Here is a 26,677-nt window from a genome sequence, read left to right as displayed (position 1 = left end):
ATAGCATATATTTTAAGAAAAAGAAATAGAACAGGTATAGTATTTATTATTTTAACATTAGTTCTCTCATGTTTGTATTCATGTTTGAACATATCAAAATCAACAAATAATTTAGGAAAAAACTTATACAAGATTTCAAATACATCATTATCAATAACTAAAAATAATGGTGATACTTTTGAAACTAATCAGTTTAAAGAATTAGATAATATTAAAGAAATAAAAGAAATTATCACTATGTATGATGGACTAGCTAGAACTACAAACATCAAAGTTGTAGATGGAACTCAATTAGTAGAACGAGATGATTTATCAGATGAGTTCAAAAATATGCTTTCAGTAGAAGCTACTAATAATAGTGAAAAGAATAATTTATTTAATAGTGGTATTTTCACTATTATAAAAGGCAGACATATTAATAATAATGATAGAGGAAAAATTCTTATTCATAAGGAACTTGCTGAAAAAAATAACCTAAAACTTAACGATAAAATCAAACTTCAATTAATTGATTTTAATAATAGTGAAAAGAAATTAGAATATGAGTTTGAGATAATTGGAATCTTTTCAGGTAAAAAACAAGAAAAATATACTGGTTTATCATCAGACTTTAGTGAAAATATGGTATTTATTGATTATGAATCAAGTCAAAAAGCATTAAATAAACCTGAAAATAACAAAATTGTTAATAAACTTGCAATATTTTCAGACAGTTCAGAAAATACAAAGGTAGCATTAAATAAAATTAAAAAAATTAAAATTGATTGGTCACAATTCAATGTTTCAAGTGATAACCATGTATTCGAAGAAACACTAGAGTCTATAGATGGAATAAAACATATTATTAAGATTATGACATATTCAATTATGATAGGTGGAATAACGGTATTGTCATTAATATTAATATTATGGTTAAGAGAAAGAATACATGAAATAGGAATATTGTTATCAATTGGTATAAGTAAAATAAAAATTGTAACTCAATTTATACTTGAATTATTATTTATATCACTACCCTCTTTGGTATTATCATTGTTTATAGGAAATGTAATATTAAATATTATAGTCGGTGGATTTATGAATTCTGATGATTCAACAATAATGGTTGATAGCTTACTTAAAAACAATAATTTAATTTCAAATCTCATAACATTTCTACAAAGTTACGGAATATTAATTGGAATTATTGTTCTATCAGTTATTATTTCAAGTTTAATGATATTAATTAAAAAACCAAAAGAAATATTATCAAAAATAAGTTAGGAGATTAAAAATGGATATATTAGAAATAAAAAATGTAACATATAATTATTCAAATTCAGGTGAGTTAGTATTATCTAATGTAAATCAAAAATTTGAAATCGGAAAATTCTATGCAATAATAGGAAAATCAGGGGCAGGAAAGTCAACATTACTTTCACTATTAGCAGGTTTAGATAAACCACAAAATGGTCAAATCTTATTTAAAGGAAATGATATAGAGAAAGACGGCTATAGTAATCATAGAAAAAATAACATATCATTAGTTTTTCAAAACTATAATTTAATTGATTATTTAACACCAATAGAAAATGTTAGATTAGTAAATAAAAATGCATCTGAAACAATCTTATTTGAATTAGGGCTTGATAAAAGTCAAATAAATAGAAATGTAATGAAGTTATCAGGAGGACAACAACAAAGAGTGGCAATTGCAAGAGCATTAGTTTCAGAAGCCCCAATAATTTTAGCAGATGAACCTACTGGAAATCTTGATGTTGATACTGCTGGTGAAATAATTGAAATACTTAAAAAGTTAGCAAAAGAAAGAAATAAGTGTGTAATCGTGGTAACACATAGCAAAGAAGTTGCAAATTCTGCTGACATTATTTTAGAATTAAGAGATAGAAAACTTAAAAAAATACACAAAATTACTCAGGAGGTCAAATAATGATTAAAAATGCATTTCATTATGTAACCAGAAAAAGTCTAAAATCAATAATTATATTGTTAGTTATAACAGCTATGTCAACACTTTGTCTTATTAGTTTATCAATTAAAGATGCTACGAACAGAGCATCAAAAGAAACTTTTGGAAATATAACAAATAGTTTCTCTATGGAAATAAACCGAAGAGTTAATTTTGGAACACCAAGAGGTGGTGGCAATATAAAAGGACAGGATATTAAAAAAATTGCTGAATCTAAAGATATTGATTCATACGTAAAAAGAATTAATAGTGTTGCCGATTTAGTAGATAATGATATAATAGAAACTCAAAAAACACTTTCAGGACAATCACCAGAAAGAGCAAAAAACTTTAAAAGAACTGTTATGTTAACGGGAGTTAATGATTCATCAAAAGAAAATAAGTTTATCTCAGGAGCTTACAAATTATCTAGTGGGGAACACTTAAATGAAAATGATAAAAACAAGATTTTAATGCATAAAGACTTAGCAGAAAAAAACAATTTAAAAATTGGAGATAAAATAAAAATAAAATCTAATTTATTTGATGCCGATAATGAAAAAGGAGCAAATGAAGAAGTTGAAGTTGAGATAAAAGGTCTTTTTGATGGTCATAATGAAGGTGGCGTTACTGCAGCTCAAGAACTTTACGAAAATACTTTGATAACTGATTTAGATACGGCTGCAAAAGTATATGGAAATACAGAGGATACTGCAGTATATCAAGATGCAACATTTTTTGTAAAAGGTGATAAAAATTTAGATAAAGTTATTAAAAATATTGAAAAACTCGATATAGATTGGCAACAATATAATTTGATTAAAAGTTCAAATAATTACCCAGCACTACAACAATCAATATCAGGTATATATAAAATAGCGAACAAATTATTTGCAGGTTCATTACTATTTGCAGGTGTTACAGTTTCATTACTATTGTTTTTATGGATGAATGCTAGAAAAAAAGAAATTGCAATTTTACTTTCATTAGGAATTTCAAAAGCCAAAATATTCGGACAATTTGTTATTGAACTAGTATTTGTATCAATCCCAGCATTTATAGGATCATACTTTCTGGCTGTTTATACAGCAGGTATGATTGGAAATAACATATTAAGTAAAGTCACTGGTACTATAGCAAAACAAATTGCTAAACAGTCAGCATCTAGCCAGCTTGGAGGTGGTGCTGAAGTAGATGGATTTAATAAAACACTAACAAGTTTAGAAATTAATATATCTCCAAAATTAATGATATATGTGATTTTATTTATGTCAATAGTTCTTATAATTTCTTTGCTAATATCTTCGTCAAGCAATTTAAAGAAAAGTCCAAAAGAATTATTAATTGATGCAAAATAGTAATAAATATTTATAATTTATTAAAAGTAAATCAGAGATGGTTTACTTTTTAAATAGTTAAAATTTAATTTTTGTATAGTGATCATATTTAAAACTTTGTAGAAAAAAGTTAAATGTTTCATAGCAAGTATCTAGTTTTATAAAAAAGGGGCTGTCGCACTAAGAATTAGTGCACAGCTTCTTTTTTTGCAATCAGTGGGGCTGTCGCTTTAACGAATGAAAATTCGTGAAGCGGCAGCTTCATTTATGCGGTTTTTATGATTATTTCTAAGTTGAAATTGCGATTTTTTCTGTCATTTCCTAAAAATGGTGCACTTTAACAAGCCGTCTTTATTGGCTTTGAAAATCTATTTGAAAAAGTTTAAAATCAGGCACTTTTCAGCGGAAATAAATGAGTTCCTGTCTTGCCTTTTTGAATCTTGTTATGTAGTTTATTTATATTCCTTGCCATTGCCAGCAATGTACTTTCTGCAAGAACATTTGTTGTTCCTTTGCTTAAGTATCTTCTAAACTGCATATCATGTTTTAAATCTCCAAAGGAACCTTCTGCCTGAATGCTTCGGTTTGTTCTGAAAAGAATTCCGTCATCTGAAAGTATTCGTTCCAAATCTTCCTGTCTGTATTTTAGAAATGTTTTGGCTACCTGAAGTGTTTTTGTTCTTTCTTTCAAAGGTGTTTTACAGTTATTGCCCTTGATATCAACAATATCTGTTTTACTCTTATCATAATTTACAAGGTTCTCAAACTAGAAGAAATCTCTGTCATATGAGAACGATGTTTTACTCTTATCATAATTTACAAGGTACTCAAACTGGGTTAATTTCGTATTTTGGCTTCTTAAAGTTTTACTCTTATCATAATTTACAAGGTACTCAAACAATTAGGTGCATCTAATGTTACTAAGATTTGTTTTACTCTTATCATAATTTACAAGGTACTCAAACTTATAGGTATCAAATGCGTTTCTGATTTCTGTTTTACTCTTATCATAATTTACAAGGTTCTCAAACTGACTTTGACATTCTCACGTGAAAAAGTCGTTTTACTCTTATCATAATTTACAAGGTTCTCAAACTGTATTAATGAAAATGCTAGCAAATATCCGTTTTACTCTTATCATAATTTACAAGGTTCTCAAACTAATCTGCTGAACACAGCAAATAATTATTGTTTTACTCTTATCATAATTTACAAGGTTCTCAAACCATATATTGCATCTTCGTACTCGTTATACAGTTTTACTCTTATCATAATTTACAAGGTTCTCAAACCGTCCTGCTATCGTATCAGGCACCAATGCCGTTTTACTCTTATCATAATTTACAAGGTTCTCAAACCATTCAATACAAATGCCCTGTGCAAAATCAGTTTTACTCTTATCATAATTTACAAGGTTCTCAAACACTTAGATAGATATGATATAGTTACTTGTGGTTTTACTCTTATCATAATTTACAAGGTTCTCAAACAAAAGGTTATGAAGTATTTAACTTGCCTCAGTTTTACTCTTATCATAATTTACAAGGTTCTCAAACCTGTATTATCTTCGTACAACTTTTTTAATGTTTTACTCTTATCATAATTTACAAGGTTCTCAAACTAGCCTTTATCTCACGTTGCTGTATTAATTGTTTTACTCTTATCATAATTTACAAGGTTCTCAAACATTTTCGCAGAGAACTGTATCTCCGAGAAAGTTTTACTCTTATCATAATTTACAAGGTTCTCAAACACCACCATCTGAATACTTACAACTGAAAAGGTTTTACTCTTATCATAATTTACAAGGTTCTCAAACTGTATTAATACAAATCAATTCTATTCAAAAGTTTTACTCTTATCATAATTTACAAGGTTCTCAAACTGTTGTTGCTGGTATTGTTTTGTTCGTGTTGTTTTACTCTTATCATAATTTACAAGGTTCTCAAACAATTACCACCACAATAACGCACCGATATATGTTTTACTCTTATCATAATTTACAAGGTTCTCAAACTAGACAGTTTAACAGTAGACCATTTTGGTGTTTTACTCTTATCATAATTTACAAGGTTCTCAAACTTTGTATATATTATCTTCGTATATATTTGTTTTACTCTTATCATAATTTACAAGGTTCTCAAACCTTATCCCTATCGCTATTATTAAATTAATCGTTTTACTCTTATCATAATTTACAAGGTTCTCAAACACTTATTTTATGGCAATTTGATAGAATGTAGTTTTACTCTTATCATAATTTACAAGGTTCTCAAACATTCATATCCATTTCTTGTTCAATTAATGAGTTTTACTCTTATCATAATTTACAAGGTTCTCAAACACTTTGGTGGTGGTACTTATGAGATATGTTGTTTTACTCTTATCATAATTTACAAGGTTCTCAAACCCCCTAAATCGATTATATTTTTTATTTCTTGTTTTACTCTTATCATAATTTACAAGGTTCTCAAACGCTATTGACAAGTATTTAAATGCAAAACAGGTTTTACTCTTATCATAATTTACAAGGTTCTCAAACTTAATCGATAAAGACTTTATACAGATTTAGTTTTACTCTTATCATAATTTACAAGGTTCTCAAACTATCACATTTACGCATAGACGTATTATTAAGTTTTACTCTTATCATAATTTACAAGGTTCTCAAACATATTAAAGTAACAAATTTTCTTTTTAAGTGTTTTACTCTTATCATAATTTACAAGGTTCTCAAACTATCATAATAATGCGGAGAAGTAGCAAGCGGTTTTACTCTTATCATAATTTACAAGGTTCTCAAACCAAATACGGCAATTCCAAGACCAAGGATAGGTTTTACTCTTATCATAATTTACAAGGTTCTCAAACATAACTATTACCGAACGTTTTATTATGAAGTTTTACTCTTATCATAATTTACAAGGTTCTCAAACTCAAATGTCCATATTAATGACGTTCCGTATAGTTTTACTCTTATCATAATTTACAAGGTTCTCAAACTAAGCATTTTCTATTGTTTCTCTGACTTCTGTTTTACTCTTATCATAATTTACAAGGTTCTCAAACAATATTGAATGTTCTAATTGTATTTTATTTGTTTTACTCTTATCATAATTTACAAGGTTCTCAAACAGACTTAATATTATCACAACCTTCAAGTAGGTTTTACTCTTATCATAATTTACAAGGTTCTCAAACAGACTTCCATATTTTTTTGTATTTACCTAAGTTTTACTCTTATCATAATTTACAAGGTTCTCAAACAAGTCTATATTAGTAAATGTTGCCGCCGAAGTTTTACTCTTATCATAATTTACAAGGTTCTCAAACTATGCGTTTCTGTTCGTCTGCTGGCGTGCTAGTTTTACTCTTATCATAATTTACAAGGTTCTCAAACTCTATCATACTTTCTTTTTGTTTCTTCATAGTTTTACTCTTATCATAATTTACAAGGTTCTCAAACAGTAAGGTTTAGTGATGTAGAGAGCAAATGGTTTTACTCTTATCATAATTTACAAGGTTCTCAAACATAATTTAGACGTACAGTCGGAAATTAACAGTTTTACTCTTATCATAATTTACAAGGTTCTCAAACCAAATGACTAGCCGATTCTTTACCATATTCGTTTTACTCTTATCATAATTTACAAGGTTCTCAAACAGTTAGTAAATTTCCAACTTGCGATATAGCGTTTTACTCTTATCATAATTTACAAGGTTCTCAAACATAAATACGTTGTTTTTCTTAATCGTGATAGTTTTACTCTTATCATAATTTACAAGGTTCTCAAACGACATCACAGAGCAGATATACACATCACAGTTTTACTCTTATCATAATTTACAAGGTTCTCAAACGGATTAGATATAATTTCGACGTTGTCAGAAGTTTTACTCTTATCATAATTTACAAGGTTCTCAAACAACCGCTGATGCATACCTACTGTTATTACAGTTTTACTCTTATCATAATTTACAAGGTTCTCAAACGACACAGGTGTTGCAATTGCTGTCACAACTGTTTTACTCTTATCATAATTTACAAGGTTCTCAAACCTCAAATGGTTATCTCCGAACCTATCCATCTGGTAAATGGTATAAATTATAATATATTCACTTTACTATTAAACACTGGTCTTTGTCAATAATATATTCCATTTCATCACCATTCCAATCTTTTTCTCTAGATTCAATAAGCAACAGTGATATCTTACAATAATTACTTATTTTGTATAATTCTTCTATTTCTTCATCTGATAAATACGTTTTTAAATTAACAAAAATAATTAACTTATATTTACATATAAATGAACAAATTTTTATATATTCAACTAATTTTTCAATAATCGTTTGATAATCAGAATCAATTTTTACACCATATAATTTAAACATATCTGTCCAATTAAAATCAAACTGATGTGTTATATTATTATATGGAACATTATCTGTTATTTTATCTATAACTAATTGTATATTTGTATTTAGGACCTCACTTTCTTCTATACAATCATTTGCAATGTCATTCATATATGAATAAAGACCATTAATAATATTTTTTCTATTCAAATCTAGCGAATATGGTTCTATAACCATATCCGCAATTTTATTTAATTTTAAAATTTTATCTTCTTCTGATAATACAAATTTTTCAATTAATCCACAATATTGATTATATAATTCTTGCATAAATTCTGCCATATTTTGTGGATTTTCTATTATTAATACACTGGGTTTACTCTCTGATAATTCAATTACTAAATTATATTTTGCATATGTTAGTTTCATAATATCACCAGCCTATCATCGTTATCTAAAACTTCATTTTTTCTTTCACCAACTATGTATTCTATTTTTCCAAATTGTTTTTCTGTTATTATCATTGATTGAACAAGGCCTGACATTGGTTTGTTATTTCTTATATTATTAACGATTAACTCCGCAGCTGAAGCATTTTGAGCTAATTTACAATATATACTTTCTTGCATCATTAAAAAACCATTTTTTATCAAATACTTATGAAACTTTGTATATTCCTTGCGATCCGCCGATGTTACAGTTGGCAAATCAAACATAATAATTACTCTCATAAATCTATAACTCATTTTCCACAAACCTTATTACTGATACATCTTTCTCATTTAATGCCTCAAATACGCTTTTACAATATATTTTTACAGCATTATTAAGAAATTCTATTTTGTTATTGATTCTTACTTCTTTATTAATTAATGAAATTATCTCATGTTTTTCATCTGTTTCAAATTTTTCTAATTTCATATCCATTATTTTCTTATCAACTAATGTTCTGAACGGTTCCATTAGATCTGAGCCTAAATTAAACTGATTGAACATATTATTATGAAATAGACCTATCTGTGTTATATATCCATTTGAAACTATTTCTCGATTAAATAATGATAAAATTATTGAATATCCATAATTAAGTCCAGCATTAATAGGACATTCCTTTGTTCTTGTAAAATCTTTTCCAAACAATGCATTAAAATACACTTTTGCTGCATGTCCTTCTCTATTAGTTACATCACCTAATTCTATTTCCATTATATATTCTTCAAGCATTTTAGATTCATTTATCTTACCATAATATTTCAAAACTATTGACTGCTGCTTTATCTTTTCCGAAACTATTTCTGTCCACACCATAGCTTTGTCAGAATCAGTCCACTCTATCTGCTTTCTTATTTTTATACTAGTATCATGACTTCCATAATATGCCAATAATTCAGAACTTGGATTTCTTTTCTCATCGCAGAAAATAACCTTTATTTTTCTCTTCATCAATTCACTTAGCAGGTATGTTGTAAGAGATACTGCTGTACTCTCTATAATCAACATACCTATTTCATTTAAATGAATTTTTGTAGTTTCCTTTCCTCTAACAACAAGAAAACCTATCTGATAATCTAATTTGGCATTTTGAGAAATCACAACTGTCCGCCAGCTCATACTCTTAACAGGTCTACTTTATTTTCGTATAGCCCTGTAATTGACTTATTAATAAGTTCAAATGACTCCTTATCTGTTATCTTTTTGCTAACTAAACTGACTCCTGTTTTCTTGCTAGCTCCAAGTTTTTCTAAATTAACACCACTATTTTGCTTTTGTCCCAATTGAATTAACTGTAGCAATACTTCTGTCTGATCTTTTATTGATAAATTTTGAAATGTATTTTTCCATTCTATCATTTTATTTCCCATAGAATTTGGTCTTTTCTTATATATTTCATTTGTATACTTCTTATTCAAAGTATCATATAACTTTTCATTTCTAAATTTATTAATACCTAAATTTTCTAATCTATTCTGATCAAATTCCTCTTGATTTATTTTTAACAAATCTTTTATATATTTTGCTTCATCATATGATAGGACGAGTTGTATTCCATTAGATACGATTAATTGATTACCAGTTCTTCCAGTTAAATACATTGGATATCCATTCACTTTAATTAATGAATACATTTTTATTTTTTCATACTTTACTACCGGACTATCATATTTCAAAATATTACAGCAATAATCTTCTATTTTTTCTTTGGTAGTTAATACCTTTGTCAAATAACAAGGCATAGGCTCTATTGTTCTAATTCTTACATTTTTTACGGTATGTTCTACAACAAAGAAATATGCACCTGACACCTTTGCATATCCACCATATTTCTCAGTATTGTTTAATCTGGAATCACTTGATTTAATAGGTAAATACCCTTTACCTTTTACTTTTTCAATATCCTTTGCCGAAATGATATTCTGGTCATACAAGCCGCCATGTTCCTCATAACTCATAAAAGTAACCAATGGTGTATTCTTCTTCAATGTACCTTTAACAACTTTCATGCTTTCGCCATTGCTTGCTGTCCAGGCAACTCTATCTCCACGCTGCACATTATAATCAAATAACTTATACATATGATATTCGTTCTTCTGAGGATTTTTTCTATATTCCTTTATAAAATTACGAGGATCACTTGTAAATTTAGTATCATATACATTACCAACCACTATGTTTAAATATGCATCATTTGCATGATGAAAATCGTTTATTTCACGACATTTTATGCATTCATATTTTTGTCTGAATAAGCTGACATTTCCTGCCTTAACATATACAATCTGAGTTTTATCAAATGATTTTTCTAATATATCTGTTATTACCTTTGTTCCCTGTCTTGTTTCTACAATCTGTCTCATAATGAAATTAGCTTTTTCTTCATCTGAAAATGGCTCTTTTCTTGTCAATCTTTGATATTTTACCTTAGTAATAAAGTTTTTCTCATACAACATTTTCCAAAATGCATATTGATTTTTTCTAATATCATCTTCAATCGGAAATGTATCGCTTTTATGTGCATTTTTTTCTTTTTTAACCAAAACAAGGTTATTTTCTATACTATCGTCCTTCACAAAATGTCTTGGATATATGTGATCAATGTCATATAAATTATCATTAGTCAAATCTAATGGATTTATTTGTTCGCCTGTATACATACATCTTCCCTTTTGAGTATAATACAAATACAATTTCTTTTTTCTAAATTCTGCTTCGCTTTTGTCGTCTATTTCTTTTATCCAGAAATCTCTCTCGTCTTTCTCACATTGTTTATATAAATCAAGAAACTTTTTCTTACGACTATCTGTTCTTTTCTTTTCAGTATTAACATCCTTTGCCATCTCGACAAATACTCTTGTTGGTTCGTAACCAATAACACTAACTAATTCCTTAATGATTAACAACGTCTGCCAAATCATTCGCTTAACCGGTGCTGATACATACAACTCGTCTAAATCATCATAATCTATTTCACTCAATGACTTATCTAAGCCGTTTTGCTTTTCTTTAATTACCTGTTTATATGTAAAATTATCAGTAGCAATTAGTTCCATTAAATTATAATTTTCGTCCCACATTCTGCCAATTACACTTTTTATCTCTCCAGTATTAACATCAGCGCCTTCCATATTCAAGAGTTCTTCAGATAGTCTACCCCAATCTCTAAATTTGATGCCTAAAATTCTTTTTATTTGCTGAGAATCCAACTTTTCACTATATTCATTTCTGATTTTCTCTTCCAAGAATTTTTTAGAATCTCCATATATTGTAGACCATTTAATAATTTTTTCTGCCATATTCCACTGCTCATATGTTAATTCATCAGTATTAAATATCCCCTTAAATTTTGCATAATTTGACAATCTGTTTGTAAAGTCCCCGTCTATCCCTGTTAGATTAATATCCTCATTTGGCTCACAGAGTCCATTTCTCTCTAAATAACTCTTTATACCTTTAGCTGTAACTTTTTTGCCTGTTTTGAACAAATTATTATAAAGACTTTGTTTTAACTCAACAGATATATTTTCATTATTTATTTTCAGATTGTTTAGTTCATTTAATACCATAAATTTTTCATATAATAATGAATTTTTTGGTAAAACCATCTCATTATTTAGATATGTGCAATGATTTACCATTCGTTCAATAAATTTTTCTGCCGATTCCTTTTCATCTATTTTATCTTTAAAATTCCATGGGTATATTCTTCCTTTTTCTTTTCTTACAGACCATGAATTTTTACTTTTTTCATCTGAGCCTATTTTACCCGAAATTGGACCTATATAATACGGTATCTGAAAAGAAAACATTTGTAATATTCTTTCACTTACCGATAATCCGCTATCGTCTTTTTCTGTTAGAAATGGTAAATATTTTTCAGCATTTTGTAATATTTTCTTCATTTCTATTTTATGAACCTGATTTGGAATAACTCCGTTAGAGCTAATAATCTGTTTTGGTAAAAATGTTCCTTTTTCTATTTCCTTTAAAATATACTCTTTTTCTTCACTATCATAACATTTATTAACTATTTTTTTTATTTCCTTAAAGAAAGTATCATTATCACATTTTGCTCCTCGTCTTGTACTTTCTTTATTAGAATTAACAGAATTAACATATGCACTATAATTATTATCTGCCATTACTCTAAAGAAATTATTATACTCCTCTATTGAATACTCTTTTATAACCTTTTTTAATATTTTTAAATCATCTTTATGCTTCTCATATTCTTCTACTCTTGCGACAGATAAATATTTTTTACCTCTCATAATATTAGCTAACATTGACCAATCATGTATTTCTTTTAGAACAGCTATTATCTCAAAATTCTCACTACCTATTATTTCCTCTACATTTATTGCTTCTTCATCATAATTGCTACTTCTAAATGAAATTGTCATCTTTTTTGTTTCAGAATCATCATCTAAATCTTTAAAAATCTTTGATAATGTTCCTGATAACCCACATATAAGCTTTAGCATTTCACATTTTTCTTTATCAGTTTTTTTCAAATTAAATGTTTCTAATAATCTTTCATTTCTCAATGAGTTCGAACAATTACATTCTTTCAATATTTCTTCAAATTTGTCTGGCTTATTTTCCCATTCAACGTTTAAATATTCACTACATAACTCTTTTAATCTGTCATACTGTTCATTTATATCTCCCATACCATTATCACTCAAATTAGCATTTAGGAAATGCCCTCTATGCTTATACATATTTAAAAGTGCTAGAAATACCATTCTTACATCATATTCATCATCAGACTCAATTAACTTCTTCCTTAAATGAAAAATTGTTGGATAATCATTATAATAATCCTCGTCTGTATAGTTTGTGTCTGAAAATAACGTGAATTTCTGATGTACTGTTTTATCATCACTTATAAATTTACTATCTTCCATTCTTTGATAAAAACCTGCATCTACTTTATTGATTTCATCCGCGAATAATTCTTTTAAATATCCAATTCTTGCCTTTTCTCTTTGTAGTCTTCTTCTTGAAGTTCTTTTTACTCTTCTTTCTGCTGAAGTTTTAGCTTCCTTAAATAATCTAACTCCCCATAAATCTTTACCTTTTTTTCTCATCAGATTATAGTTTTCATCTGTTACTGCCCAGCCTACAGATGATGTTCCCATATCCAATCCTAAATAATAATTTTTCTCCATACTTTGTTCCTCCTAGTATAATTATTTTTTTCTTGACAATGTAGAACTTCTATGATAAATTAATACTATAATTTACAAGGTGAGTTCAAATAAGGATTTATCCGACATTGCCGTAAGGTCCACATTGTGTGGTATTTAAAGACCGAAAGGTCTTTTTTTTATTGCTCTTTTACATTCTAACATATATTGAATAATAGTAAAAGAAGTTTTTGTGTATTCTGTCGAAATTTATGATGTCTTTTATCTAAATATCGGTGAATTTTAACAATCTAATCCTTCAACGTATCCACCCTATTTATATCATATTCGCTGTCCCATAATCAGTACTTTCATATCGAACTTCCGTTCCTTATTACCTTCATACCCTACCTCAAATGCTGTTACAATTGTTAAGAAGCTTCCTAACAGAAATATTTTCTTTATCCCCGATAACAACCTTGCACGTTTCGTGGCTAAACAGGTTCCTGATAAACACTTTATCTTTAATGATGGTTTCTGCCACGTTCACAAAAGTATTCACAGCGAAGATGTCGCTAAGGCGAAAGAACTTCACCCAGGAGCCTTAGTGCTTGCTCACCCTGAATGTACTGAAGATACTTTAGAGCTTGCTGATTTCATCGGAAGCACCTCGCAAATAATTGATTATGCCATCACTTCTCCTGAAAATGTATTTATTATCTGTACGGAAATGGGAGTATTCTTTGAACTTATGCAGAAAAATCCTGACAAGAAATTCTATTCTGTCGGTCACAGACAATTCTGCCCTAATATGAAGAAAGTGCGTATAGAAAAAGTTATCGAAGCCCTTGAAAATATAGACTCGGACAATTATAATATTGAATATATTAATCTTGATGAAGATTTGCGTAAAGCAGCCGAAAAACCTTTGTCAAGAATGTTAGAACTTGCAAAATAATATATCATAATTCAGAACGGAGATTATTCAGATGTCAAAGAATTATTCTTATTTTTCTCATAAAGAGTGTGAATATTTTCCATGTCATAAAGGTGCTGACGTTAATAACTTTAACTGTCTGTTCTGCTATTGTCCCCTTTATGCTCTTGGTGATAAATGCGGTGGGAATTTTTCCTATCTTCCAAATGGCTTTAAAGATTGCAGTAACTGTCTGTTTCCACATTTGCGTGAGAATTATGATGCGATTAATGAGAGATATCAGGATATTTTATCTCTTATCAAACAAAATGATAATTCATCAAAAATTACTGATGATAATTAATAAAATTTTGATGGATTAATCATATTAAATATAATTAATCAAATTATTATAACAATATTAAAAGTTTGTAAATATCCATAAACTAATTTTGCCTGACGTAAGCTTATATTTTCTAGATAAAGTTTACATCAGGCATTTATTTTAGTAATAATAATTCTTTAATAATTAAGAGATTTTCATAACATCTTCTACAATCTGCTCAGGTGTTAAATGATTCTTCAATAGTACTTCCTGTACATCATATCTGTCAAGAAATTCCTTTTTAAGTCCATAGTTTAAAACCTTCATATCAGATGTTCCATAGAAACGTGCTATCTTCTCACCGAAACCACCATCTAAGATTCCATCTTCTAATGTAATTACCACTGAATGGTTGTCTTTTAATTTCTCTAATAAATCTTCATCAATTCCTGTAATGTAATATGGGTTGATAATTGTAGGTTTTATACCCGTCTTTTTTTCAATTAATTTAGCTGCATTTTTACCCATTTCATAGAATGTTCCAAGACCTATTATTGCAACGTTATTTCCAGCTTCTGTTACTTCATATTTGTTTAATTCACTGAAATCTTTAGTAATTTTCTTACCATCTGAAATCATAGGTCCACCAGGTAACTTAATAGCTACAGGATATTTATCCTGGTCAATACTCCAGTCTAGAACTGCAAGATACTCTTCCTTAGTAGCTGGTGCAATGTATACAAGATTAGGTATATTCGATAACATTGGTATATCCTGTAATCCGAGGTGTGTAACATCATTCATTCCATAAACTGATCCTGCAAATGTAACGATTGTAGCAGGATTACTGTCAATACATAAGTCCTGTGAAATCTGGTCAAACGTTCTCTGCACAAATGTACTATATACACCAAATACAGGCTTTCCACCATTCTTAGCGATTCCCGAAGCTAATGCAACTGCTGTCTCTTCTGCAATTCCGACATCTACAAACTGTTTGCCTGCTTCTCTACGTTTGTCCTCTGTGAATCCCATTACTGTAGGCGTAGCTGCTGTAATTGCCACAACTCTGTTATCTTTCTTCATTTTATCTAACAGATAATCTACTGTCACATCTGAATAATCTATTAAATCATCTGTAAATTTGGCTTTTCCTGTCTCGATATCAAATGGAGCACAATAATGCCAGTTTTCCTTATGCTTTTCTGCTATTTCATAGCCTTTACCTTTTTGTGTATTAATATGCACTACAACAGGAACTTTGCTATCCTTTACTTTTGTAAATGCTGCAATTAATTTCTCGACATTATTTCCCTCGTTCACATAGACATAATCAAGTCCCATTGCCTTAAACAGATTACATTCTGCCTGTCCGTTTGTTTCTCTTAACAATTTTAAATTACTATAAAGTCCACCATGGTTTTCTGCTATGGACATATCATTGTCATTTACTACAATTATTAAATTGCTCTGTAATTCTTTAGCAAAATCAAGCCCCTCTAATGCTTCACCACCACTTAATGAGCCATCACCGATAACTGCAATTACATTGCCCTGTTCATTTTTCAAATCTCTTGCTTTAGCTAAACCGCAGGCAAGACTGATAGATGTTGATGTATGACCAATAGTAAAGAAATCGTGTTCACTTTCATAAGGACTACTGTAGCCCGATACATCTGTGTAATGGTCCTCATATAAGAATGCATCTTTTCTTCCTGTGAGCATTTTATGAGGATATGACTGGTGCGAAACATCATATACAATTTTATCCTTTGGTGACTCAAATACATAATGTATTGCAATAGTTGCCTCAACCATACCGAAGTTTGGTCCAAAATGTCCTCCACGTTTACTAAGCTTAACTAATAAAGCCTGCCTTATTTCTCCGGCTAATACTACTAGCTGTTCAGCATTTAACTTCTTAACGTCTGCAGGTCCATTAATATTTTCAATAAACATATCTTCGACTCCTTTTTTACTTAATATAATTTATAATATAATTCATTCTAATCCCTAAAGTCAACTTTAGGTCAAGATATTTTTTGACACTTTTTTTAATTATTATGATATAATTGCAGAAAAGTAATTTATTACATAACGGAGGATATATGAGTAACATGACAATTTCAGATTCTATAAAATATATAGGAGTAAACGATACAACCCTTGATTTATTCGAGGGACAATATATAATTCCAAACGGAGTATCTTACAATTCATACGTTATTCTTGACGAGAAAGTTGCCGTTATGGATACTGTCGATGTCAGAAAAGGTGATGAATGGTTTGATAATCTTCTGAATACACTTAATGGACGAAATGTTGACTATTTAATTATTTCCCATCTTGAGCCTGATCATTCAGCTAATATCAAACGCCTTGCTGATGCTTACCCTGACGCAAAGCTTGTATTAAGTAACAAGGCTAAGGCAATGTTTTCACAATTCTTTAATATTGAAAATGCCGATTCCAGATTTATAACTGTAAATGAGGGCGAGGAATTGTGTTTAGGCTCTCATACACTTAAATTCATCATGGCTCCAATGGTTCACTGGCCTGAGGTAATGGTCGAGTATGAGATTAGTGAAAAGGTACTGTTTTCTGCTGATGCCTTTGGTAAATTCGGCGCATTGGGTACTGACGAAGATTGGACTTGCGAAGCTAGAAGATATTATTTTAATATCGTAGGAAAATACGGCATACCTGTTCAGACTTTACTCAAGAAAGCTGCTACCCTTGATATTAAGACAATTTGTCCTCTGCATGGTCCTATTCTTAACGAAAATCTTGATTACTATATTGGTAAATATATGACATGGAGTAGCTATGAGTCTGAAGATGATGGTGTGCTTATCGCTTGTGCTTCTATTCACGGCAATACAAAATATGTTGCCGAAAAAATGTATGAGATTCTAAAAACTAAAGGTGCTAAGAAAGTGGCATTTACAGACCTTACAAGAGATGATATGGCCGAAGCCATAGAAGATGCTTTCAGATACAGCCGATTAGTTTTAGCCGCTGCCTCATATGATGGTGGTGTATTTCCTCCAATGGAAGATTTCTTAAATCGCCTTTCACATAAGGCATACCAGAAACGTACAGTCGCTCTCATTGAAAATGCTTCATGGGCACCATCTGCTAACAGAAGTATGAGAAATATTCTTGATACAATGAAAAATATTTCAATCTGCGAAAATACAGTTACCATTATGTCCACAATGAAGGATTCTGACATTATAGCATTAGAAAAACTTGCTGATGAGATATTATCCAGATAATTAACAATGTTGAGTTAAAAAAGACACTCAGACTTATTAGCTTATGATCTGATGAGATATTAGCCAGATATTTAACCCACTGGAATTATTCTTCCAACCACACCTAAATATCTTGCTTCGTCTTCTTCAGACCACAAGCTCATCATCTGCAATTTGTATATTGAAATTACACCCTCTTTTTTGACTTCAACATTCATATCCAGTCGTGGATTATCTGGTGACGTCTTATTTCTTATATCATTAATTATTTTAGCAATATTAACTTTACCTAGATAATCCTGATTTTTGCTATTAGGACTTACTATCTCTTCAGGTAATCCTAATACTTCTGATGCATAAGGAGATAATTTAACGATATCGTGGACTGCATCATAATCAAACTGAATCTCCTTAACTGTTGAAGAATAGAATTCTGCCTTCATTTTTACCAAATCTTTTCTCTTAGAATATGATTTCTTGTTATCTTCTGCGTTCTCTTTACCCATCTGTTTTTCAACAATTTCATCAGCAACTTTAGACAAGAGATTCATATCTACCTCTGGCGAATCTACATATTCTCTGTTTAATTCAATTATTAACTGTTCATGTATATCCTCAAGACATTCCAGCAATAAAGGATTAAATGCTCCACATTCACCATTCTCTATCATTTCCATTGCCTTTTCGTGCGAATATGCTTTCTTATAACACCTCTCGCTTGTAAGTGCATCATATACATCTGCAATTGATACGACCTGTGCAGAAATAGGTATCTCTTCACCCACTAAACCATCAGGATATCCTTTTCCATCATATCTCTCATGATGCCATCTGCATATCTCATATGCCGTTTTAATCAATTTATTATTATTATATATTTCCATATCTTTCAACATATCAGCACCTATTGCCGAATGTTTCTTGATTACTTCGAATTCTTCTGAATTAAGTCTGCCTGGTTTATTAAGTATCTTGTCATCAACTGAGATTTTACCAACATCATGAAGTGCTGAAGCTGTAGCTATTAATAATACATCATTATCTGTAAGATTATAGTTATTAGGTTTCTTCTGCAGACACTGTAACAACAGTTTAGTTATAGTCTGTATATGCATTACATGCATACCACTCTCGCCATTTCTAAATTCTACTATATGAGCAAGAATCGTAATCATTACATTGTTATTCTTCTCATTTTCATAGACCTGCTGCTCTAACATTTTTCTCATATCACGTTGCTTCTGATATAATGATAACAGATTCCTTATTCTTTGTCTTACAATCATTCTGTCATATGGTTTATTAATATAAGCCACTGCCCCCATATCATAGGCCTGTATAATATTGGCCTCATCAGAATTTTTACAAATTACAATTACAGGCATAAAATCTAACCATAAATGTTGATTCATTATGGCAAGAACTTCTAAACCATTAATCTTCGTATCATACAATTTAAGAAGAACCATGTCTATTTTCGTAATATTTCTGTTTAAGATGCTTATTGCCTCTTCACCACTACAGGCTTCCATAATATTATAATCATTACATAAACTGTCTTCTATCTGTTTCCTATTCTCTTTTGAATCATCTACTAATAATATTGTGGGTTTCAATGCTATATTTTTCATAAAATTCCTCATTTCCGAACGACTTTTCCTGATATATCCTCTGTAAAAATATTTAAGTATTTCTTAAATAATTCCCATCGGATATACATACTGATTACTCTCGTTCGGAAGCAATCAGCCATGCTGAGAATATTCACCTTAGGATTCTCTTACATTATTCCATTTGCTTTTTCTTTCGTTCTCTTTTATCGATATACATTCGTTTATCAGCAACTCTCATAAGTCTCTCACTTTCTACACCATCAACTATATAGAAAGCCTTACCCATAGAGAATTTAACATCTATGACAACATCATTTTCCATTTTCATAATATGATTCATTCTCAATTCTTCAAGCTTGTTCATATATTCATCTATTTCTTCTTTTGAACCCGCACCATAGAATAATATTGCGAATTCATCACCACCAAGTCGTGCTGTTAATTGCCCCGGTGCATTTACTTTTAATAATATATTTGCAATTTCACAAAGGTATCTGTCGCCATTATTATGACCATATGTATCATTTACTTTCTTTAAATCATCTGAATCTATCATAACAACTGCTGCACAGCCAAGTTTCTCAGGCAATGCAAAAAGCTCATCCATCTTACTATAGAATCCTCTTCTGCTACACAGTCCCGTTAATTCATCTTCACCAAGTTCTTTTTCTAACTTGTTCTTCGTACATATATCACTAGTCTTATCTACAACTATTCCAAATACACTATCATCACGTTTTATTATTTCTATCTTAACATACCGGTCCGGCGATGAACTTATTTTATAAATCTCATGCTCGCCTTCTATCGGATTACTCAATATTTCACTTATCCATGCATTAAATTCTTCTCTATTCTCACACAGCTTATAAGCTTCCTCCTCACTTAATCCCATCACTTCCGGTAATTTATGTGTAATTCTGACTCGTTCCATACTTCCGTTATATTCATACAGACCTATTGGCAACCCTACCGTATCAATTATAACCGAAATCTTATCAGTTGTCTCTAGTATACTTTCTACCATCTGATTAATGTAATGGCTTAACTCTTTGAATTCCGGTGTATTATTAACTTCAATCTTCGTATCCAGATTTCCGTTTGAAATATCCTGAAGTCCGTTGTTAATTGCAGATATGGATTTTATTATATTTTTATCAAGATAATGTGTAATAAAGTAGATTACAACACCTCCAATTAGTAAAATATATATAAAAAACATAAAATTATTTTCATTTATATTACTGTACAGAATTTTTGCTTCACAGATTCTTCCAACAATAATTGTGTCCTGCTTCTCAAATATACAAAAATACCACTTACCTTTTATCCTAAAATGATAGGCCTTATCCCAATTCTTCATCTTCTTGGTATTTATTCCAATATCTGAGATATTTTTATTTACTAATGCTTCCTTGGTTGAACCAACTATTTTGTTAGTTTCAGGCTCAATGGCAACAAGTGTATATCCATTAGTTTCAGCAAGTCTCGAAAATATGTAAGATACTTTATTTTTCTCAATTTTCTCTAATACACTTGATGGCTTCATTCCAATCTGAACTATTACGTCACCGTCTTCCGTCCATGTAGCAGCATATTGCATCATCTTATTCTCAGCAGTATTAGCCGTTATCTCCTGACACATTGACATAGATGTATCTTCTAACATCGGGCTAAAAAATGATATCTGCTCACCTGTTTTCATATTAAGTCCATAATACTTTGGTTCTGTACCTGCATATATAGTACCCTCTTTATTAAAAATATGTATCTCATCTACTTCAAGAAGATTTGCTATCTTCTTCATTTCTTCAAGATTATTAATCTTGCTCTTGTCCCGCTGTAATAAATATGCTGTAGCCCTTGCCCTCAGTATACATATATTGCGAATATCTTCTTTTCTCTTTTCAAGTTCTTCCTCATTCTGCTTGATAATCTGGTCTATCTGTCTAAATATCACCTTAGATGAATTAGTCATATCATTCTGCGATATTATAATTTGCGAAAAATAATTGATACAAAGGAACATTACTAAGATTCCCACTATAAGTATTCCCAGTAATTTTCTTACTTTTTTTTTCAATTAACATTCCCCCTCTCTAACGAACAATATTTTCTATTCTCAATAGTATAAAATAAGAATTGAGATAAATAATTTCGTAGATCTATAACGAACAATATTTTCTAATATTATATCACATTTTTAGACATAATACTATTCTTTTTGATATTACTTTAAAATCTGTTTCTTACATATCACTCCTGATATCACAGCCATAAATACTTCCGTTATCCAAAAGGCATGCCATACCCCTGTTGCCCCCACTATCCTGCTTATGAAAAATGCAAGTGAAATCATTATGACAATATATCTTAATATAGAAATTACCAATGATTCTTTACCTTTGCCAAGCCCCTCTAATGCACCTGATACCGCAACCGGAACTGATGATACTATAAATCCAAGGCTGATAATTCTTAATGCTGTCTTACCGATTTCTATAGTATTTGCCTTATTTGTAAATAAACCAATTAATTTATCAGGTATTATAAGACACAGAATTGTTCCAATAACCATAACCCCGACTATAAGTATTAATGCAGATTTGAAAATATCTCTTACACGTTTCTTCTCACCTGCTCCATAATTATAGCCAATTAATGGTCTCATTCCCTGAACCACACCATTTACCGTAAGATATAAAAATGTCTGTAATTTATAATATGAACCAAGTACAAGAACGTATCCTGCCGAATATGCTGACAATATCCCATTTAACGCAGATATCTGTATTGATGGAAGTGCAAGATTAAGTGTGGCAGGTATTCCAATAGCATACATTTTCTTACATAACGTGCTATCGAATTTCATATATTCTATTCTGATTTTCGCAGGTATCGGTCTTACAAAATAGGCTATAATGTATCCTGATAAGGTTACCAGCTGACCAATACAAGTTGCAATCGCTGCGCCTTTAATTCCAAGTTCAGGAATAAATCCAATGCCGAATATAAATAATGGATCTAGAATTATATTCGTAACACAGCCAAGAATCATACATATCATAGACACTTTCATATTTCCTACTGACTGAAATATCTTCTCAAAACTAATTGATATGGATATTGGAATCGTAAACATAAATACAATGTTTGAATAATCAAGACCCATCTTCAATATATTACTGTCCTTTGTAAATATCCTTAAAAACGCAGGCATTACAGCTATGCAGCCAATATTTAATAATATTCCATGTATTATATTAAAAAGCATCCCCATTGATGCTGCCTGATTTGCTGCCTCACTTTTCTTTGCTCCAAGATAAAATGCTATTATTGCATTTACACCAATCGCAAAGCCGACTGTTACCGCCGTTATAAGGTTTTGCATAGGATATACCAGAGAAAGTGCCGTCATTGAATCTTCACTTATTTTTGCCACAAAATAACTGTCCACAATGTTATACAATGCATTTACAAGCATTGATATAGTCATCGGTAAAGCCATTGATATTACTAATGGCATTACCGGTTTTTCTTTCATAAATGTCTGGTCCATAATTTCTCCGTTTCTTGTATTATGTTTTTCTTATGTTAATTTTTAATGAATCAATGTATCAAAAGTATGTTTCACTAATCTCATTTTTAATTAACTGTATATTTTCTCAATCTTTTTTGCCATCTTGTCTACATCTTCCTTGTATCCTGTAGAAATCCACAATATGAAGAGATTATATAACGAACCCGTAAATGCCGTCAATTCGTATTTATCTGCATACTTTTTCCACTTTTCACTGATGTAATAAGTCAGTTTATCCAGGAATAGCAGCCCCATTCCACATTGAATCAATCCTTCTAAGAACTCTTTATGCTGATAAATATATTCAAAACAACTCTTCATATGTTCAACATCATAATATATTCCATTCTCTTTATCTGCATTATCATTATTCCAGTAATGTTCAAATATTTCATCAAGATGTCCTGTGAATACCTCTTCCTTAGAATCATAATTTCTATAGAAAGTCATTCGTGATACCCCTGCCTTTTTCGTCAGTTCAGATATCGTTATCGTGGTTAATGGTTTCTCATATATTAATTTAAGCAATGCAGACACAATACATTCTTTAGCTATTATGTTTGCCTGACTTACTCTGTTCTTCTCCATTTTATTCTCCTTTTTATTCAGTTTTAACATTAATTCTCATTTATTTGTGACCTGTTGTAATCAGGCGACTTGAAATTCACATCTGCGATTTTGCATCTGAATAATTCTTTTTATACGATTATTTCTATTATCTCATATTTTTCATTTTTGTGATACAATTTTCTCTTTTATGTCACAGTTAGTCAATTATATCTTGCAAAATATATTTTTAAGTGTTACAATCTGTAACACTTGTGTTTTCTACATATTTATCTTAGAGATGAAAATATTTTTTATTCTATGCCAAACATGGTCAAACACGAGGGTTTTTAACCCCAACATCATATATATTTAAACTATTTAATTTAAGAAAGTGGTGATTAATTGAAGATAGCAATAGTAACTGACACAAATAGTGGTATCTCAAAACAGGAAGCAGAGAAATACGGTATCTATCTTATTCCTATGCCTGTAATTATTGATGACAAAATCTATTATGAGAACAAAAATATTTCTGCCGAGGAATTCTATCATTTTCTCAACTCTGATAAAAATGTTTCAACTTCCCAGCCATCTCCTGGTGATATTATGGACTTGTGGAATAAATTACTTTCAGAAGATAAATATGATTCAATTGTATATATTCCTATGTCCAGCGGCCTTAGTAAATCTTGTGAAGTCGCTATGTCATTAGCCAGAGATTATGAAAATAAGGTGTTTGTTGTAGACAACCACAGACTATCTGTTACTCTTAAGGAATCTGTTCTTCAAGCAAAGGAGTTAGCCGATAATGGTAAATCAGCCAGCGAAATCAAGGATATTCTAGATAAAGATGGTCTGAATTCTGTTATCTATGTAACTGTAAGCACTCTTGAATATCTTAAGAAAGGAGGAAGAATTACTCCAGCCGTTGCAATGATTGGCTCTGTTCTGAATATCAAACCAATTCTATCAATTAATGGGAATACCTTAGATTCATTTGCAAAAGCACGTAATATCAAGAAATGTAAATCTATTATGATTAATGCCATAAAAAGTGATATTGAAAATCGTTTTTCTGAAAATGATATGTCCAAATCTAAGATTGCTTTAGCCGGTTCAAATCTTAGCGTGGAGCAGATTAACGAATGGATGGCAACTGTTAAAGAGGCATTTCCTGATAAAGAAATATATTATGATAATCTTCCTGCAAGTCTTGCATGCCATACAGGTCCGGAAGCTTTTGGAATTGGCATATGCTTCCGTTAATAAGCTGCTTTAAAATATTATAAAACCGGAATTTAAACAATAATATTGCATAGAACTTAGGATTAAATCAATAACATAGAAATCGGAGACTTACATTAAGTCTCCGATTTCTGTTATCTCTGGTTTTTCAATTCCCAGCTCCATATTATCTGCTACTTCATCAGGATTAGCATTTTCAGGGGCTTTCTCATCTTCATCGTCCCACAGAGAATCATATTCTTTTCTATCTTTCCGGCTCCTTAGCATCGCTAAGTTCTTCGATGCCATATAGATTTCCATACTATATTCCATAAGTTTCTTCTCATCATTTGGTGGTACTTTATCGCCATGGGCAATTCTTCTGGCAACTTCTAATACTTTCGCCTCATCTTCAGCTATTTTCTTCGCCGTTTCGCCCTGTTGTCTGGAACTTTCAACATTAGAATAAGTCATATGCATTTCCATAAGCTGCTGCATAAATTCTCTATATTCATCATATTTATCAGATACTTTATTATATGATAATTCTAGTTTCGCAGCTTCATTTTCATAGACTTTCGCGCCATCCGGTGTAGCTTTTATTTTCTTAGCTAATTCTTTTCGCTCTTTATCAAGCTCTGCCTTCTTATCACCGTAAATATTTAATTGTGCCGAATATATTCCTCTTGCTTCACCAATCTTCATAACCATACCTCTTTTCTTCAGCTTTGGCTTTCATTTCTTATCACTCTAGACTACCTCTTATGGTCTACAATTTCCACAAGGAGCATATCCCTGTGCAATTACCTCATCTCTTGTACCAGTATATTCAAGCTTATTCTTGTCTGCCATCTGATTTACACTTCTGCAATTTGGATAATGAAACTTACCTGTATTTGTATTAATAATATATGTATTTACACTTACATTCTGTTGTGGTACCTCTGTCTGAATCTGTTGTTGTGTCTGTGGTTGTGTCTGTGGTTGTGTCTGTGGTTGTGTCTGTGGCTGTGTCGTTGGTGGTTCTGTCTGTGCCGGTGTCTGTGCAACTGATGTCTGAGTCTGTACAGCAGCTAAACTACTGTCTCCATTTGCATAATTAATATCAATTCCCGGCTGTACATTATAGCAATATACACAAAATGTAATTCCTGCACCACCATCTTCTACCGAATATGCTTCAATCAATACACCTGAAGCAAGCAAATTATTGCCTTCGAAAACCGGTGTAACTCTATATAAAACATGATTGTTTGTTTCTTTAACATAATCGCTTACCATATTTTCAAATGGCAGCATTCCTGTCACATTAAGATATCTTGTACCTGTAATAAGATTTTTATTATTGGCATTTTCACCGGCTAACTGAAATCCAATCAAATGACATCTGTTATACAGATATTTTCCATCTACTATATCATATTTGATGGTATGCCAGCCTGTCGGCTTAACTGAACCGATTTTACCTCTCTTCTCCGTAGGCATTATTTCCTTACAAATATTTGCATATGCCACACCACATCTGCCTGCCCCGTCAAGGTCGCTATATGTTTCAAATGCATCTGTTCTGCTTTTATCTTCATCAGTAAAATAAGGATTATTATTATTAACTGCTACATATGCATTACCTGTATATGCCGGAATATTAGATAAGCTGATATTTTCATTTGAACTTTGTACATTTACAGGAATCTGACTGACTGGTAATTCCTCATTATCTTCCTGGTTCTGAATCTCTTCAATCTCTGAATCCAACTCTGTAGTTATTTCATTTTCATTTGTCTCTTCTGATGTTTTTATACTAGTGGTTGTGAGCTTTGATACACTATCTTCAGTCTCTGCACAGCCACTTATACCAAGCAGCATAAAAACAGTTAGTAAAATTACTACTAATCTTGAAATATATTTCTTAATCATTTTCTTATCCATTCCGTCAAATCTA

General features: G+C 30.6%; 19 protein-coding genes and 1 CRISPR repeat array. Of the genes, 7 read left to right on the top strand and 12 right to left on the bottom strand.

Going from position 1 to position 26,677, the window contains the following annotated elements; genetic code table 11:
• From OCV48_RS01630 to OCV48_RS01620, 3 genes are all read left to right on the top strand, one after another.
• Positions 1-1,263, top strand: a 1,263-nt coding sequence (locus OCV48_RS01630; RefSeq protein WP_262558598.1) for an ABC transporter permease, incomplete at its 5' end; no start/stop codon positions are given.
• 10 nt (positions 1,264-1,273) lie between these two features.
• Positions 1,274-1,930: an ABC transporter ATP-binding protein gene (locus tag OCV48_RS01625; RefSeq protein WP_147590956.1), complete on the top strand. Its 657-nt coding sequence runs from the start codon at positions 1,274-1,276 to the stop codon at positions 1,928-1,930.
• Positions 1,930-3,306 carry an ABC transporter permease gene (locus tag OCV48_RS01620; RefSeq protein ID WP_147590955.1) on the top strand — a complete coding sequence of 459 codons (1,377 nt, stop codon included), beginning with the start codon at positions 1,930-1,932 and terminating at the stop codon, positions 3,304-3,306. Before OCV48_RS01625 ends, OCV48_RS01620 begins: the two co-directional genes overlap by 1 nt.
• A gap of 367 nt (positions 3,307-3,673) precedes the next feature.
• On the opposite strand, the gene OCV48_RS01615 is transcribed toward OCV48_RS01620, so the two are convergent.
• From OCV48_RS01615 to cas9, 5 genes are all read right to left on the bottom strand, one after another.
• Positions 3,674-4,003, bottom strand: a complete 330-nt coding sequence (locus tag OCV48_RS01615) for a transposase (RefSeq protein ID WP_262558627.1) — start codon at positions 4,001-4,003, stop codon at positions 3,674-3,676.
• 13 nt (positions 4,004-4,016) lie between these two features.
• Positions 4,017-7,344: a CRISPR direct-repeat array (repeat unit 36 nt; unit sequence GTTTTACTCTTATCATAATTTACAAGGTTCTCAAAC).
• A 57-nt stretch (positions 7,345-7,401) separates the two neighbouring features.
• On the bottom strand, positions 7,402-8,073 hold the full coding sequence (gene csn2 / locus OCV48_RS01610; RefSeq protein ID WP_147590954.1) for a type II-A CRISPR-associated protein Csn2: 672 nt from the start codon (positions 8,071-8,073) through the stop codon (positions 7,402-7,404).
• The gene (gene cas2, locus OCV48_RS01605; protein WP_147590953.1) at positions 8,070-8,375 is read right to left on the bottom strand and encodes a CRISPR-associated endonuclease Cas2; all 306 of its coding nucleotides are present in this window, start codon (positions 8,373-8,375) and stop codon (positions 8,070-8,072) included. Before cas2 ends, csn2 begins: the two co-directional genes overlap by 4 nt.
• 4 nt (positions 8,376-8,379) lie before the next feature.
• The gene (gene cas1 / locus OCV48_RS01600; RefSeq protein ID WP_317246799.1) at positions 8,380-9,237 is read right to left on the bottom strand and encodes a type II CRISPR-associated endonuclease Cas1; all 858 of its coding nucleotides are present in this window, start codon (positions 9,235-9,237) and stop codon (positions 8,380-8,382) included.
• Positions 9,238-9,251: 14 nt separating this feature from the next.
• Positions 9,252-13,313: a type II CRISPR RNA-guided endonuclease Cas9 gene (gene cas9, locus OCV48_RS01595; RefSeq protein ID WP_147590951.1), complete on the bottom strand. Its 4,062-nt coding sequence runs from the start codon at positions 13,311-13,313 to the stop codon at positions 9,252-9,254.
• 304 nt (positions 13,314-13,617) lie between these two features.
• Here cas9 and OCV48_RS01590 point away from each other — a divergent pair, with 304 nt between their 5' ends.
• Positions 13,618-14,229 (top strand): quinolinate synthase NadA, encoded by a 612-nt coding sequence (locus OCV48_RS01590; RefSeq protein ID WP_147590950.1) that lies wholly within the window; start codon positions 13,618-13,620, stop codon positions 14,227-14,229.
• A gap of 31 nt (positions 14,230-14,260) precedes the next feature.
• On the top strand, positions 14,261-14,551 hold the full coding sequence (locus OCV48_RS01585) for a cysteine-rich small domain-containing protein (protein WP_021983766.1): 291 nt from the start codon (positions 14,261-14,263) through the stop codon (positions 14,549-14,551).
• A 165-nt stretch (positions 14,552-14,716) separates the two neighbouring features.
• On the opposite strand, the gene OCV48_RS01580 is transcribed toward OCV48_RS01585, so the two are convergent.
• Positions 14,717-16,471 carry a 1-deoxy-D-xylulose-5-phosphate synthase gene (locus tag OCV48_RS01580; protein ID WP_147590949.1) on the bottom strand — a complete coding sequence of 585 codons (1,755 nt, stop codon included), beginning with the start codon at positions 16,469-16,471 and terminating at the stop codon, positions 14,717-14,719.
• A 149-nt stretch (positions 16,472-16,620) separates the two neighbouring features.
• Between OCV48_RS01580 and OCV48_RS01575 the strand changes: the two genes are divergently transcribed.
• A complete protein-coding gene (locus tag OCV48_RS01575) occupies positions 16,621-17,790 on the top strand; it encodes an FprA family A-type flavoprotein (protein ID WP_147590948.1) in 1,170 nt (389 codons plus the stop codon).
• Positions 17,791-17,861: 71 nt separating this feature from the next.
• Here the strand turns inward: OCV48_RS01575 and OCV48_RS01570 are convergent, their stop codons facing one another.
• The 4 genes from OCV48_RS01570 to OCV48_RS01555 all read right to left on the bottom strand — a co-directional run bounded on the left by OCV48_RS01570 (position 17,862) and on the right by OCV48_RS01555 (position 23,550).
• On the bottom strand, positions 17,862-19,400 hold the full coding sequence (locus tag OCV48_RS01570) for an HD domain-containing phosphohydrolase (RefSeq protein ID WP_262558590.1): 1,539 nt from the start codon (positions 19,398-19,400) through the stop codon (positions 17,862-17,864).
• A 154-nt stretch (positions 19,401-19,554) separates the two neighbouring features.
• Positions 19,555-21,465, bottom strand: a complete 1,911-nt coding sequence (locus OCV48_RS01565; RefSeq protein ID WP_147590946.1) for a diguanylate cyclase domain-containing protein — start codon at positions 21,463-21,465, stop codon at positions 19,555-19,557.
• Positions 21,466-21,612: 147 nt separating this feature from the next.
• Positions 21,613-22,941 (bottom strand): MATE family efflux transporter, encoded by a 1,329-nt coding sequence (locus OCV48_RS01560; protein ID WP_147590945.1) that lies wholly within the window; start codon positions 22,939-22,941, stop codon positions 21,613-21,615.
• A 90-nt stretch (positions 22,942-23,031) separates the two neighbouring features.
• Positions 23,032-23,550, bottom strand: a complete 519-nt coding sequence (locus tag OCV48_RS01555; RefSeq protein WP_021983772.1) for a TetR/AcrR family transcriptional regulator — start codon at positions 23,548-23,550, stop codon at positions 23,032-23,034.
• Positions 23,551-23,913: 363 nt separating this feature from the next.
• On the opposite strand from OCV48_RS01555, the gene OCV48_RS01550 reads away from it, so the two are divergent.
• A complete protein-coding gene (locus OCV48_RS01550; RefSeq protein ID WP_021983773.1) occupies positions 23,914-24,777 on the top strand; it encodes a DegV family protein in 864 nt (287 codons plus the stop codon).
• Positions 24,778-24,867: 90 nt separating this feature from the next.
• On the opposite strand, the gene OCV48_RS01545 is transcribed toward OCV48_RS01550, so the two are convergent.
• Both OCV48_RS01545 and OCV48_RS01540 read right to left on the bottom strand, forming a co-directional pair.
• The gene (locus OCV48_RS01545) at positions 24,868-25,440 is read right to left on the bottom strand and encodes a hypothetical protein (RefSeq protein WP_021983774.1); all 573 of its coding nucleotides are present in this window, start codon (positions 25,438-25,440) and stop codon (positions 24,868-24,870) included.
• A 57-nt stretch (positions 25,441-25,497) separates the two neighbouring features.
• Positions 25,498-26,652, bottom strand: coding sequence for a DNA/RNA non-specific endonuclease (locus OCV48_RS01540; RefSeq protein ID WP_147590943.1), 1,155 nt, complete (start codon positions 26,650-26,652; stop codon positions 25,498-25,500).
• Positions 26,653-26,677: the final 25 nt, after the last annotated feature.

The sequence above is a fragment of the Bovifimicola ammoniilytica genome, assembly GCF_025567085.1.
In the GTDB taxonomy this organism is placed as follows: domain Bacteria; phylum Bacillota; class Clostridia; order Lachnospirales; family Lachnospiraceae; genus Bovifimicola; species Bovifimicola ammoniilytica.
This window is presented reverse-complemented; position numbering and strand designations above follow the sequence as displayed.

Excerpts from the sequence above, each read along its gene's own strand:
- OCV48_RS01625 (WP_147590956.1), top strand. The coding sequence starts at position 1,274 with ATGGATATATTAGAAATAAAAAATGTAACATATAATTATTCAAATTCA.
- OCV48_RS01620 (WP_147590955.1), top strand. The coding sequence starts at position 1,930 with ATGATTAAAAATGCATTTCATTATGTAACCAGAAAAAGTCTAAAATCA.
- csn2 (WP_147590954.1), bottom strand. The coding sequence starts at position 8,073 with ATGAAACTAACATATGCAAAATATAATTTAGTAATTGAATTATCAGAG.
- cas2 (WP_147590953.1), bottom strand. The coding sequence starts at position 8,375 with ATGAGAGTAATTATTATGTTTGATTTGCCAACTGTAACATCGGCGGAT.
- cas9 (WP_147590951.1), bottom strand. The coding sequence starts at position 13,313 with ATGGAGAAAAATTATTATTTAGGATTGGATATGGGAACATCATCTGTA.
- OCV48_RS01585 (WP_021983766.1), top strand. The coding sequence starts at position 14,261 with ATGTCAAAGAATTATTCTTATTTTTCTCATAAAGAGTGTGAATATTTT.
- OCV48_RS01580 (WP_147590949.1), bottom strand. The coding sequence starts at position 16,471 with ATGTTTATTGAAAATATTAATGGACCTGCAGACGTTAAGAAGTTAAAT.
- OCV48_RS01575 (WP_147590948.1), top strand. The coding sequence starts at position 16,621 with ATGAGTAACATGACAATTTCAGATTCTATAAAATATATAGGAGTAAAC.
- OCV48_RS01570 (WP_262558590.1), bottom strand. The coding sequence starts at position 19,400 with ATGAAAAATATAGCATTGAAACCCACAATATTATTAGTAGATGATTCA.
- OCV48_RS01560 (WP_147590945.1), bottom strand. The coding sequence starts at position 22,941 with ATGGACCAGACATTTATGAAAGAAAAACCGGTAATGCCATTAGTAATA.
- OCV48_RS01555 (WP_021983772.1), bottom strand. The coding sequence starts at position 23,550 with ATGGAGAAGAACAGAGTAAGTCAGGCAAACATAATAGCTAAAGAATGT.
- OCV48_RS01545 (WP_021983774.1), bottom strand. The coding sequence starts at position 25,440 with ATGAAGATTGGTGAAGCAAGAGGAATATATTCGGCACAATTAAATATT.
- OCV48_RS01540 (WP_147590943.1), bottom strand. The coding sequence starts at position 26,652 with ATGATTAAGAAATATATTTCAAGATTAGTAGTAATTTTACTAACTGTT.